The following is a 13,616-nucleotide window of genomic DNA, read 5'->3' as shown; positions in this document are numbered from 1 at the left end:
TACACAGAGCTTGCTGAAGTCAGTCGTCGGAGCCAAGGAACGAGGTGCGGCCGTTTGAGCGTGAAGAGGGCCTACCTGGACGATTATCGCCGCAAGCGAGATCGCAATCACAGCTCCTGCCGCCGATTGATTGATCCTCTTGTCGAGTAGGTCGCCAAATCGGGTAAGCTGTTTCATGCCGGTGCCACTCATCGCGCTGGAATTCACGTTATGCTTGGGACGTCTATTCGTCGTCATCATCGCCCTCCCCGGACTCCGGCAGCTTTTTCTTGCGTATAGCTTTGATTGCCTGCCAGTGACCGGCCTGCGCCGCCTTGGCTAGCCACTCATTGCCATCAATGTTGTTCTGATCGGATGCGGGGGGCTGGTAGCGCAGAGCCAGATGATACATCGCGGCGGGATGACCATTCTGTGCTGCCTGGAGGAGCCAGCGCTCGGCCTCCCGCGGCTTTGCATTCTTGCCGACAGCATGCATGCGATACAGCTCGTAGAGGGCATCCTGCGACCCCATGCGCGCGGCTCGCTCCAGCCAGGATTGGGCGAGAGCGGGATCAGCCTGGGTGCCAAAGCCCATCCTGAGTGCGCGCGCCACCTCAATCATGGCTTCGGGAGCGCCTGCTTCCGCTGCGCGCAGGTAAGAGGCAAAGGCTCCTTCGGGATCGATGGCAACACCCATTCCTGAGACTTTTGCGTCTCCGAGCTGGAGCCTTGCCATCATCAGGTTGCTCTCACCAGCCTGGAAGAGAAGGCGCTCAGCCTCCGCCCCGTCGCGGGGGACGCCGCCGCCGTAAAGATACGCCATCCCCAGATGCATCTTTCCTTCTGGATCGCCATTCTTCGCAGCCAGGGCATAGAACTGGGCAGCCAATGTCCGGTCGCGTGGAACGCCCTCACCGCGAACGTAGGCGTCGCCCAGGGCAAGCAGCACATTGGTATTCGCTGGCTCGTCGTTGTAGATCTCGCGGTAGAGCGCGACGGCGCGGGCCGGGTTCTTCTCGATGCCGTTCCCCTCCCGGTAGGCTCTTGCGAGTACGAAACGGGCTCCGTCATTCCCTAGCTGAATAGCCCGGAGAAGCAGCACTTCAGCGCGGGCGGGGTCGGGCTCGATGCCTGTCCCGCCCAGGAGAGCCTGCGCGAGAGCCGTCATCGCATCGGTGTTGTTCTTGCGTGCAAGCGCCTCCAATGTGGAAGCCCCTTGGGAAACCATTACCGGATCGCTGATCTGCAGGACCGCGACACGAACCATCAGTTCATCCTGGTTAACGGCCGCTTTTGCTACGGATGTCAGCCAGCGACGGGCGAGACCGGCCTGATCGGCTCCTCGCGAGAGGTAGAGCTCCGCAATCTGCAACGCTGCCTCGGAGTCACCCGATTCCGCCGTCTTCTTCAGAACCGCTTCAGCCAAGGCCTGCTCACCGCGTGCAAGATAGAGCTTCGCGAGAGCGATGGAGGCGCGCGTATCGCCGGTGCGGACCGCTTTCTCGAGAGCCTCGCGCGCAAGATTGAAGTGCCCGGGCCCTCCGGCGCGCGAGTAAAGGGCGCTCAGCTCGACCATGGCCGGCCCGCTCCCCGCTGCGGCCGCGCGGCTGAACCATGTAGCCGCCAGCGCATAATCCTGTGGGACTCCCTGCCCCTCATTGTACATGCGTCCAAGCCGGATCATTGCCGTCGAAATATTCGCATCGGCTGCTTTGCGATACCATTCGAGCGCTCGCGGGACGTCGGTATGACCAGAGCGCCTCGAATAGAAGTCGCCGAGACGTACGAGCGCCATGGTCGACCCGCCCTCGGCAGCCTTTTCATACCAGCGGCGCGCCTCCTCCGGCTCCGGATCGACACCGTTTCCGTTCAGCAATGCGTCGCCTAAGGTGATGGCAGCCTTGACATGACCATGCTCGCCTAAAGTTTGGAGACGCTCGATCGCCGTCTTTCGCATCGAATCCGTCGCAGCGTCCGGATAAGCGAGGACCGTGCGCGCGAACTCGTAAGCAGCCGTTGCATTCCCCTGTCCAGCGGCTCTGTCGAAGAACGTCAGTGAGAGCTGCATATCCCGCTCGATAAGGTCGCCGGCGCGGAGATGGCGTCCTAGCGCGATGAGAACGCCAGAGTCGTTGTCGATGTTCTTCAGGGCGTCGACGAGATGAACCTTCGCCTCTTCGCGCCCCTCAGGACCCTGTTGGCTGCGAATTTCCACCGCCAGCACAAGAGCCCGTGGGGAGTTCGTTTCGAGAGCTCTTCTCAGCCAGAGTTCGGCTTCGCCGGCAGGAACACCCAGACGCCCACCATTGTAAGGGTCCTCGGCGAGAACGAGAGCAGCTTCCATCAGGCCGTCATTGGCTGCTTTCTGGAAATGCGATCTGGCTTCCTCGATCCGATACAGCGGGGATCCCGCGTCCTGCCGCATACGACCAAGCTGCAAGGACGCTTCTGCATCCCCGAGATCAGACGCGCGACGGTACCATTCGAAGGCGACACCGAGCCGCTCGGAAGAGTTGTCGCCTGTGGAGCGATAATGATCCGCGAGCGTCTTGGCGGCATCCGCAGCTCCTTGGCGCGCCTCTTGGAACAGAAGCCGCAAACCTTGACTTGCGAAAACATTCGCCTTCGCAGCATCGCTTTCAAGACGTGCGAGGGACAGACCCGAGGGACCATGGCCAAGGCGCAGGGCCACCTGGTAAAGCCCCCTGGCCGCCGCCGCATCACGCGGTACTGAGTTGCCCGTCTCCAAAAGGCCTGCGAGCAGATACGCCGCCTCCCGGTTCTGCATGGCCGCGGCGCGGCGCAGGAGCTCGGCCGCTCGCTCGCCTGAGGCCTTGTCCCCGTCTTTCAGCAGCATCTTGGCGCGCCGAACGGCAGCGTCCGGCCAGCGGGGTCCCGGAGAAGCTAGGGCGCGCTCCAAAAGGCGCTCGGCCTCGTCAGGGCGGGCCTTTCGCAGAGGGTTTGTCTCGCTGACGGGCAGCCCCTTCAACAAAATCTGTGCCTGCTCGAGAAGCGCCTCCTGATCCTGCCGTTGGCGCAATTGCTCGACATGCTGCATCTCGATCAGGAATCGATTGCGCATCTCCGGTTCCGGCAAGGATTGCGACCAAGCCTGCGGCATCGTAAGAAGCGAGGATATCGTGAGGAAGGCGGCAGCGCTCATGCGGCTCATCATCAGCGTCCCCAGATGCAAGTCGCATTGCCGCCGGCAAATTCATCGATCAAGGGCCTTTCGTTCTTGATGCTCCGAGCGAAGAGAGCCTTCAGTCTTCGCGTCGCCAAACCACCCCGATCCCGCGCAACAACCGGCTCCACCCACGCCATGTAATGGCGTCCATGCCCACGCTTGGCGAGGAAGCCCAGGTCAGCCTTGCGGAAGTCGGATTCATCACCGGGGATGTAGTTCTCTGAAGCGTACGCCAGAACGATCCGCGGCTCAGTGATCCCGTTGAGAGTATAGGATAGGACCCGGTCATACGTAACGTCGTTATGACTCAGCGCATAAAGGTCTGTGCCCCGCGCTGCCGCAATCTCCGCAATCACGGTCATGCTGGAAAGAGATTGCCGCATATACCACAGAGCTCGCGCCCCACGTCGCGTCTCAAGCGGCAGGCTGCCATCGGCTCGCGCCTCCGCGAGAATGGCGCGATAGCGTTCGATACCTTTGGAATAGAGCGCCTCATCACCTGCCACTGCCCCCCAGGCCATAAGAACGCTGTCAGTCAGGTAACGGTGGTTGTTGTGATCAACGGAACCATCAAAGATATGATCGACTTTACGAACGAGAGGATCGATCCATGCCGCGATGACCCGTCGTTGCTCGTCATCGAGACCGCCCTGGATAATCGAGTATCCAACAACAGTCGGCAGAAGCACGCGCTTTAAGGCGTAATAGGCGTCGTTCTCGACTTCCGTACGAGCAAAGGCGTTAGCCTTCGCCCAGTTGAGCAGAAGATCGCGGAGAGATGTTTCTGATTGCACGTCTCCGGCAAGTGCGCGCCCCGTCAGTACCATGACCGCCCAGGCATAATCATTGGCTGAGCCATCCGTCCCATATCCTTCAGTCGCCTTCAGTGCGGCGATGGGCTTGAGTGTCGTCCAGGATGCCTCGCGCGGAATGGCAAGGCACGCCGCACGAATGCTGGCGAAGGCAGATTGTGCGAGAGCAGCGCGGCGCTGCTCCACATCCAAGACACCTGTCATCCTCGCTTGAGCGAATGAGGAACCGGTGGTGATGACGCTGAGGATCAGAATCGCGAGAATATGCTTCATGCTGGCCGCTATGTCCCTTGAGAGGTGCTGCTGAAGGCGCGCTGCTGAACGCTTCCGTCGGAAGAGGTACAGTCGGTGCTGGCCTGAGGGTCAAAGATGTGGACCTCTGCGCTGCCCTCGAAGTATCCCTGCTCGCGCAGGCGGCAGGCGACGACGGGCCTCGCGGGGCGGCACGTGCTTGCAATCAACGTGCTGGCCCTCGACGATTGGAGGACAGGACCCTCCAAACCTCGCAGGTCGCCCCCGAACAAGCGGCGAGATTGCTTCACAAATTTGTTGGAGAACATGGCCAGGCCCGACGCGCCTTGAGCAGAGATTCCGCTCCCGTTTGACGAAATCAAATTGCGCCTCAGCGAGATGCTCGTCACGGCATCGTATGGATCCATCTTGAAGTCGCGTGTTTCACCGCTCTTGGTCTCAAGCAGGTTCGCCACATAGGCGCTCACACCTGCAGCGCCATTCGCTTCGATGCGATTGTCGTAGGCGCCAATGTCGAAGCTGTTTCGAACTTTCAAGCCATCACGCTTGTTGGCCATGAGGCTGTTGTTGCTGATCAGGTTGCACGAGCTTTCAAACAGCGTGATGCCATCCTGCCCGTTATCAAATGCGCTGTTTGCATGCACGATGTTGTTTGAGCTGTCGCGATCCAGCATGATACCGGATCCGACATTGTCGAAGCTAAGATTTCCGGCGATGGTGCTATCATCCACCTCACGCGAGATGATGATGCCGTGCTTGGACATTGTGCCATACGTAGTGTTTAGCGCAATCGTCAGCTTACCTGTCCGGTCATGAGGATCGAGGCCGTAGACGACGTTGTCGACGTACTCGTTACCGACGATATGGATGCTCTCGGCCTCGTAGGAGTAGAATCCGAAATGCAAATTGCGGAATACGTTGTCGACGACGTGACCAGTCGCACGCGCCTGGTCGCGAATTTGGGCAATACGGATAGGTCCAGACGAGTAGGACAGGCCGAACGACTTCGAATTCTCGTATCCAAGGGCTGTCAGAAGTGATCCCGCAACATCCATGCGCCCATCGCCCCAGCTGAGAAGGAACGGGCGAAAATTGTGGACGCGACTTGTGTCCGACCAGGCCGGTTGCCCGGATTCTTCATCATAGCCGACGATTTCCGCATCGACGGCCTGAAGCTCACCGGCGCTGGCGATGAACGCTCCGGCACCCGCGCTGAGGCGATACGAAGGAACATCCAAGCGCGAGAGAATGAGACGAGCACCCGGAGCAACGAACACAGGTGCTCGCAGGATGAGAACATCAGCCTCAAGGGCAATCAGATCCTGGTCCTGGGTCCCCCGCAGTTGCCTGGCGAGCATTCCCAAAGTCGTGACACCGGATTGCACGACAATGATGCGCGGTGCAGGCGTTCCCTGGTAGCGCACGGCCTGCTCGATGCGAGTATCTCCGCTGGGGCCCTCGTCCAGGAACTTGGATACGTAGAGATTGTAGTTCGCAAAGGTCACGCCGACGACTGCCCCGGAAGGCCATGGAACCGTGGCGCGAACATCGGAAGCTCTCAGGAAGCTCTGAGATATGGGCCTGCGGCTGACCGTCTCAGCCTCATTCTCCACAGAGGCCACGACCAAGCCCTTCCTGGTCCGACGCTCTCTTCCGAGCTCGCCCTCCTCAGCAGGATCCCGAGTGATGCTCTCGGCGTTATCGTCGAGTTCTCCCGGATTATCGGCGACAGAGGCGGACAGTGCTGCCATCTGAGCCTCGGCGAGACGGCGGAACGCGGCACCACGGGCCCTGTCGTCGCGGATCGTGCGAATGAGGTCGGAAGCAAGAATGACACCGTTCGGGAGCCCGACGAGTTCAAGGGCAATGTCCTGCTTGTCCTCGTCACGCAGCGCCGTGCTGAAGCTGCGCTCGCGAACGGGGTCCGGCAGGCTGCTGCGCTTCTTCTGCTCCACAGCCTGTTTGGCAGCGGCCTTGGCGAGCGCTTGATCAGCCCGAGTCCGGACCTCGTCGTCGATGATGCGCTGCTTCAGTTCGATCGCCCGTGCCCTGTCGCCAAGATCCGACAACGACTTTACGATCTTGTAATAGGCCTTGTCCCTGTCGCGGTTCTGCTGCGCCTCAGCGATACGGATCGCCTCACTGTAGGCATGCTCGCTTGTCGTCTCCTCGTTCTTCTTGCGAGCCAGTCGGGCAATATCGACCCAAGCTTCTACTTGGTAATCCGCATCCCGGATCCGTGCGGCAAGGGCAACCGCTTCGGTGAACCTGCCAGATTGTGAGTGGGACTCGACCACTGCGGAGAGAACACGTCCGACATCTTCGGGATCCGTCAGGTCATTGCTGATCTGCAGGGCTCCGGCCGAATCTCCTGACTGAGCCTTGGCTCGTCCGATTCCGCTGAGCGCATGAGATCGGTCCTCCTGCTGCTCGATCCGAGGCAGCAGATCATAGGCTTCTGCGATACGGTTGCTGTCGGCCAGCCGCTTTGCAAGATCGCCGAGGGCGGATGATGTCTCGGCGCTGGGCTCGAGACGTTTGGCATAACGTAGAGCCTCATCGAAACGCTCGGCGCGAGTCATCGCGCGAACCACTTCAGGCCATATCACCACCTGAGCGGCCTTGTCAGATTTTTCGGCGCTCTGAAGAGCTTGCCCGAAAAGCTGCTCCGCCATCTTGCCATAGCCTGCGCGTGCCAGCTCGCTTCCGATCGCCAATTGGGCCGCGATCTTCGCCGACCCTTCTTGCATGGATTGAAGAACGGCTGCGGATTGCAGCGGAACTCCTTTACTTGCGAGCGCCCTCACGATCGACGCGAGCGCCTTCTGTTGGTCACTGCCACTGTAGAAGCTCTGGGCAACTGCGACAGCGGCTTCATAATCCTGGCGCTCGATGCCTCCAGACAGGAGCTCGTTCAGCAGCTTCTCCTGCTCGTCACTTCCCGGCAGCGCAAGCGCCAGTTGAAGACTGCCGCTGATATCACCCGCTGTTAGGCGTTTCCGCGCCTCGGCAGAGAGCTGCTCCTTCGAGGCTTTCTGCCATGGCGATCCCCTCAGCTTTGCAAGAGCTAGATCTTGTCGCGCATGAGCACGGTCTCTCGGGCGCGGGATGAGCCCGACGGCTCGGTCGGCAAGGGCGAAGCCCGTGGACCCGAGATTCGCAGCGAGACGGGAGACTGCGTTGTAGGCCCCTGATTGCTCGCCTGGACCGGGAATGGACTTGGCCGCTTCAAGTGCAAGTGCGGCGTATCTCAACGCTCGATCCGACACACCGATCTTGCTGTAGGCGTATCCCACCTCAATGAAGGCAGCCGCGCGATACTCCGGCATTCTTTGCCCGCTGGCGAGATGATGGAGCGTGACACCGAGCTCGGTTCTGTCCGCAGCGGATTGGCCGGCGCTTAGATCAGCCAGAGAGGCCTGAAGCAACAGGGCTCCCAGCATGTCGTGGGTCAACCCATCGTCCGCCAGCCGGTTGAGTGCCATACGCGCCCCATCCCGCAATTCAGCCGACCCTGAATTATCAGACCCGGCGAATTTCTCGAGAAGTCGGATCCGTGCCAGCGCCACCTGATACATTCCGACTCTCTGCTTAGGAGATGTCCCCTGCTCCGCAGAGACGAATGCCTGTCGCGCCTCCTCTGCCAGACGCGAGATCTCGCCGGTCTCCTGAGCCCAGACTCCTGAGCTCAGGACGAGAGAGAGCACGACGATCGCTAGGCGCTGCAACCGGCACCGGCGATCAGATCGCGACGATACGATCATATTGATCCTCCAGACGGACGATGTCGTCTTCCCCCAGATAGCTGCCGCACTGAACCTCGATCAGGTGAAGTTCATCATCACCCACATTCTCCAAACGGTGCACGTCACCTTTCGGGATGTAGACGGATTCGTTGGCCGTCATCACGAAGACTCTTTCTCCGACCGTGACCCGGGCCGTTCCAGACACGACGGTCCAGTGCTCCGAGCGATGGTGGTGGTACTGAAGCGACAATCGTCCTGCCACGTCGACGATAATGTGCTTGACCTGGAAGCCTTCGCCCTGCCTCAAGCACTCGTAGGATCCCCAAGGCCTGCGAACCTTGCGATGGAGGTTGGCCTCAGGCCGCTTTGAGGACGCTAACTCCACTGCGAGCCGGCCGACATTCTGAGCTTGGTCAAGGGAGCTGATGAGAACCGCGTCGGCGGTATCGACCACCACGATCTTCTCGACGCCCATCACCGCCACAAGCCGCGATCCCCCATGAACATAGCTATTGCGGACATCGTGCAGGATCGTGTCGCCGCGTGCGACGTTGCCATTGGTGTCCTTCGATCCGACATCCCAGAGAGACGACCACGACCCGAGATCACGCCAGTTGGGTGAAACCGGAACGCATACAAGCCGGTCGCTCTTCTCCATGACCGCATAGTCGATGGAGATCGCTGGAGCCGTATCAAACTCCGCGGAAAGGCGAATGGTATCATTGCTGCGGTGGGCCGTGCTCACAGCCCGTCGAGCGCAGGTCATGACGTCCGGTGCATATTGCTCAAGTTCTGCCATGATCGTGCGCGCGGTGAACATGAAAATTCCGCTGTTCCACAGATGGTGTCCACCTGCTAGGAGCGCTTCCGCCGCAGATCGTTTGGGCTTCTCAACAAAACCAGCCACCTTGAAGCTGAGATCGTCGAAAGGTTCTCCGATATCGATGTATCCGAACCCGGTCTCGGCGTGGGTCGGGCGGATCCCGAATAGAACAATCTGACCCTGACGGGCCGCCTGCGCTCCCTGGCTTACGGCATCGGAAAACACATCGGCTTTCTCGATGAGGTGATCGCTAGGAGCGACCAGCATCAGACGGTCCGGATCTTCCTCCGCGATCAAGGCAGCGGCGGCGGCGATCGCAGGCGCGGTGCTGCGGACGCACGGTTCGACAAGCAGGCGTACAGGACCGGAATGGAGCTCTCCGATCTCTCGCAGCGCGAGGTCGCGATGGTTATTGTTCACGATGACGAGTGGTTCTGCGTAGAGCTCGGTACGGAAGCGTTGCACCGTTTGCTGAAAGAGGCTCCTCTCACCGGACAGCGCATGAAACTGCTTGGGCTCGCTGGCCCTCGAGACCGGCCACAAGCGTGTCCCCGACCCTCCGCACATCAGCACGGGAATGATATTGTCCATTGTTTATCTCCTGTTTCGACACGTCAGTCCATGCATTCCCCAGCGACGAACTTGAGTTATTTGAGGTTCGCGACCTGCTTGCCGTCATGCGCATCGGGCCGTTGCTCAGCCTTATATGCGCTCTTTTCCTCCCTCTTCTGGCCAAAAAGCGAGGCAATCTCATCGCCGACCCAATTCAGGCCGGCATTGACCTTTCCTGCGGCGGCACCAATCGCCGACCCTGAGAACGTATTGAACACGACGGACACCGGCTGACCGATTGCGGCATCATCCAGCTCTCGTCCCGGTGCGAGCTTGACGAGGAATCGTCTCACGCTGGCGTCGTCGTCTGAGAAGGTGGGCATCGGCTCGATCTGCACATCGCGGACGAGCGTACCGTCGGCATACTCGATGACTGCTCTTGCACCACGGTAGAAGCGCAGAACTTCGCTTTGTGGGATGCTCGCCGTGATATAGGGCATGCTCGTCTTTTCGCGCAGAACGAGGATCTGAGCCCCTTCCCGCACGAAGCTCGAGGTGCGGCTGTAGCGCGCCTGAATGAAGCAGTCACAAGGACTGTCGATCACAATGCTGCTGGTTCCCTGCGCTCCCTGTATGGTGAGCAATGGTTCACCTGCCTGTACTTCGTTGCCGGCTGCGATAAAGGTCACCTGACCGCTCGATGGGGCAGGAACCGTGACAAGATCGGTGGTGATCAGAGCAGATTGAGCAGGGATGATGTACATCCGCTGAAACACACCCGTGCCGATGAAGCCGGCCAGCAACAGCGTCGCGGCCGCGATGAAACCATATCCTGCGACGCTGCGCCCATAATAGGCCAGGTTGGCAGCAAGCCCCTCCGGATTTGGACGTTGAGGAACATCCCGAGTCTTACCCTCGTTTCTGCGGGATACGACATCCAGAACATCGCCTGCATCTACGACTTCACCTGAAAGATACGCATTCAGAATAAACCTGAGGAGATTGTGCTGGCGTGGTGAAACATCCACGAACCGCATCCCGATCCGGCCGTGTTCCTGATTGACGTAACGCACTTCCGCTCGCACGGGCAGAGTCAGATCATATCCGTTGAAGGGAAAGACGAGTGTAAGATCCACGACACTGCCGGGGCGGGATTCGAACGCACTGCTTCTCACGCCAATTCCACCGACGGACAGATCAATGACGGAAACCGGCGCTCCCATGTGAAGGCATCTCATCGGCAAGCGATAACGCGGATGCTGTCTTTGAACCTCAGCTTCGTGCGTAATCGTCGACATTTCATGTTTCTCCATTGGGAATTACCGGTCACGGAAACAGCAGCAGATGACGAGGCGTCGGGAGTACGTCGACGCTCCAAGCCAGAAGAGCCAGGAATGCTGCCAGGGAAAGTGTGTGCATGTAGGCTGACATGAAGCTGCTCGCGATAAGCGGACGCTTCAGGTTCCGATTATTCGACGTGGTCTTCTGCCGCGTCCACTTCTGACGGTCCAACCGGAAAGTGATGTGAACCTTCATGAGCGATCCGAAGATCTGATTGAAGTAGAGAAGGAATGGGTAAAAGACCGACACTCTTGGACGAGCCGCGAGAAGAGACAGCGTCAGAACATAACGGGATAGCAGGATCCACAATGCATAAAGCAGGAATGCGTATCCGCTGATGAAGAATGTCGCGATCATCGCGACGGCAACGCCGACCAGGGACGTCCACATGGACATGCGCTGGTCCAGAATGGCCCACCATGTGAAGAACCCGATCCTGTTAGGTCCGAGGGCGACAGCCCTCGAGTTGGTGCGCAGCATGTTTCCGAACCAGCGCACCATGAGCATCGCCGCTGCGGATACGAAGTTCGACGCGGGCGGATCCTCAACGGTCATTACGACGACATCTGGAACATAGATCATTTTGTAGCCGTTACGCAGAAGCCAAAACCAGCTCGATTTGTCGTCGCCCGTCAAAAACTTGAAACGACCCAAGCGCCAGTGATCGATGTAATCCAGTTCCACCTGCCGAATAAAACTGGGATTGCAGATGATACTGCCCCGAAACATCGCCATGCGCCCGGTCAATGTCAGGACCCGCTCCGACAGGCCCATGGACGACATGAGAGTATGCCGTTGCGCAAAGCGCAGAGCATACCATTCCTGGAAAATGCGGCTCCCTCGGACCTCGCTCATTTCGTCTGTGGTCAATGCGCCGATCTGAGGGTCGTGTAGAAAGAACCCTGCACATTTATGTATGAGATCCCGAGGAATGATGCTGTCCCCGTCGATGACAGCAACAACGTCGTCCTTTGAAGGACCGCGACGTGCGATTGTTCTGAATCCATAGGCGAGCGCATCTCTCTTGCCAGTTCCGGCAATTCTGACGACGACGAGATCGACCTTGTCCTGGTTTGAGCAGAGGCTTCGGAAGAGAGCTTTGACGAGTCTTTGATCGGCCGCTTCGACGATTGAAGCAACGACCGTCACCTTGCCCGGCGCGGCCATAGCCGCCTCGAACGCTGCCTTATAGACTCTGGCCGTGACAGCGCTATCGATACGGAACGTCGTTATGAGCAGATAGGCATTGGGAGCCTGTCGCCCGATGAGGGCGTCCGCAGTCCTTCGCATATGCGGAAAGACCTTTTTTCGGTAGACCAAAGCTCGTGCAAAGTGTAGCCCCCCCCAACCGTAGCGCCATATCGCCAAGATGCCGATCGTACCAATAAAGCCGCCACCGATTACACGGTAGGCTTCCGGTGGTAGCGCGGCCGCGAGCGCGGCCACGGCGGTTACATAGAGCAGATGCGCCCATACCGACTCGGAGAGCCGGGCGCTGCCGGAATTACCAGCAGATTCCCTGATAGAAGTCACCGGAACACCTTGTCTGATCGATACGGACGAGATCGATAAGCGGACGGCCATCGTTGACGACGCTGATCAAACGTTGAGCCTCCGTACGGTTGCCCAAGACAAAAACGTCAGCATGGTCGATCACCTCGTTAATGTCGGCCGTGAGCAAGGAGGTCAGGTGTGGCAGATGAGATCTTACGAAGTTCAGATTGGCGCCTGTCAGTTTTGAAACCTGAATGTTCGGATCATAGATCCGGATGTCGTAACCACGGCCGAGAAGTCTCTCTGCAAGTTCGACGAGCGGGCTTTCGCGCAGATCGTCCGTCTCGGGCTTGAAGCTCAACCCGATAATACCGACACGGCGTTTACCTGTGGCGGCGATCATGGAGTAGGCGCGCCGCAGTTGCTCCTCGTTTGCCTCCATGGTCGCATCGAGAACCGGCGTCGGCACCTCCAGCTTTCGAGCTGCGAAGCGCAGGGCCCGCAGATCCTTTGGAAGGCACGACCCCCCAAAGGCAAATCCAGGCTTGAGATAGGCTTTCGATATGTTGAGACGCGTATCGGAGCAAAGAACGTCCATTACGGCGTGGCTGTCGATGCCTGCTGCCTTGCAGATATTGCCGATCTCGTTGGCAAAACTGATTTTCAGGGCGTGCCAGGCGTTGTTGGTGTATTTCACCGCTTCGGCCGTTCGAATCGAAACGATCCGGGGCTCGACCTTGAAGATCTTATGAAGTTCTATCAGACGATCGATGGTGGCCTGATCATGACGTCCGAAGATGATTGCACCGGGATCGTAGTAGTCCGTGATTGCAGTACTTTCCCGCAGGAACTCAGGATAGTATGCCACGCCGAAGCCAACTCCTGCCTGTCTTCCGGAAGCGCGCTCGAGGGCAGGCACGATAATGCTCTCCATAGTGCCCGGCAGGATGGTGGAGCGCATGACGATGGAATGAAATGAGTTCTTCTCCCGGATCGCGGCGCCAATCTGCTCGGCTGCCGCCATAACATAGCCAGTGTCGAGGGAACCGTTGGGCCGCGACGGCGTGCCGACACAGACGAATGACAGGTCTGATCCCTGAATAGCCTCGCCGATGTCACTTGTCGCCTTGAGACGCTTGCTGCGGATGCCGTCCTGGATCAACTCACCGAGACCCGGCTCGATGATTGGACTTATGCCTTCATTCAGAGGCTCTACCTTTTGCGGATTCGGATCGACCGCGATGACATTGTGGCCATCGTTAGCCAAACATGCGGCCGAAACAGCTCCAACATAGCCAATTCCAAAGACACTGATTTGCATTAGGCGGTTCCCGTTGGAATAGAGATCAAGGCGCGGTCGTTCAGGGCGCCGGCACAGTCCAATAGATATCCCGCAGATTGACATTTTCTCGTCACTATTTCGGCTGGAG

The 13,616-nt window shown here is 59.0% G+C and carries 7 protein-coding genes; all 7 read right to left on the bottom strand.

Annotated features, from left to right (window positions below):
* Positions 1–223: 223 nt before the first annotated feature.
* Positions 224–3,142 (bottom strand): SEL1-like repeat protein, encoded by a 2,919-nt coding sequence (locus GR328_RS09875; RefSeq protein WP_160884339.1) that lies wholly within the window; start codon positions 3,140–3,142, stop codon positions 224–226.
* A gap of 11 nt (positions 3,143–3,153) precedes the next feature.
* Positions 3,154–4,164, bottom strand: coding sequence for an alginate lyase family protein (locus tag GR328_RS09870; RefSeq protein WP_343039346.1), 1,011 nt, complete (start codon positions 4,162–4,164; stop codon positions 3,154–3,156).
* Positions 4,165–4,259: 95 nt separating this feature from the next.
* On the bottom strand, positions 4,260–7,715 hold the full coding sequence (locus GR328_RS09865) for a right-handed parallel beta-helix repeat-containing protein (protein WP_160884337.1): 3,456 nt from the start codon (positions 7,713–7,715) through the stop codon (positions 4,260–4,262).
* Between the two features lie 256 nt (positions 7,716–7,971).
* Positions 7,972–9,390, bottom strand: a complete 1,419-nt coding sequence (locus GR328_RS09860) for a mannose-1-phosphate guanylyltransferase/mannose-6-phosphate isomerase (RefSeq protein WP_160884336.1) — start codon at positions 9,388–9,390, stop codon at positions 7,972–7,974.
* Positions 9,391–9,446: 56 nt separating this feature from the next.
* Positions 9,447–10,649 carry a PilZ domain-containing protein gene (locus GR328_RS09855; RefSeq protein ID WP_160884335.1) on the bottom strand — a complete coding sequence of 401 codons (1,203 nt, stop codon included), beginning with the start codon at positions 10,647–10,649 and terminating at the stop codon, positions 9,447–9,449.
* Positions 10,650–10,677: 28 nt separating this feature from the next.
* Positions 10,678–12,225 carry a glycosyltransferase gene (locus GR328_RS09850; RefSeq protein WP_343039341.1) on the bottom strand — a complete coding sequence of 516 codons (1,548 nt, stop codon included), beginning with the start codon at positions 12,223–12,225 and terminating at the stop codon, positions 10,678–10,680.
* On the bottom strand, positions 12,197–13,507 hold the full coding sequence (locus tag GR328_RS09845; protein WP_160884333.1) for a nucleotide sugar dehydrogenase: 1,311 nt from the start codon (positions 13,505–13,507) through the stop codon (positions 12,197–12,199). Before GR328_RS09845 ends, GR328_RS09850 begins: the two co-directional genes overlap by 29 nt.
* Between the last annotated feature and the right edge of the window lie 109 nt (positions 13,508–13,616).

The sequence above is a fragment of the Microvirga makkahensis genome (assembly GCF_009830105.1).
Taxonomy (GTDB): Bacteria; Pseudomonadota; Alphaproteobacteria; order Rhizobiales; family Beijerinckiaceae; genus Microvirga; species Microvirga makkahensis.
Note: the sequence above shows the minus strand (reverse complement) of the source record. Positions and strands in the feature narration are given on the sequence as shown.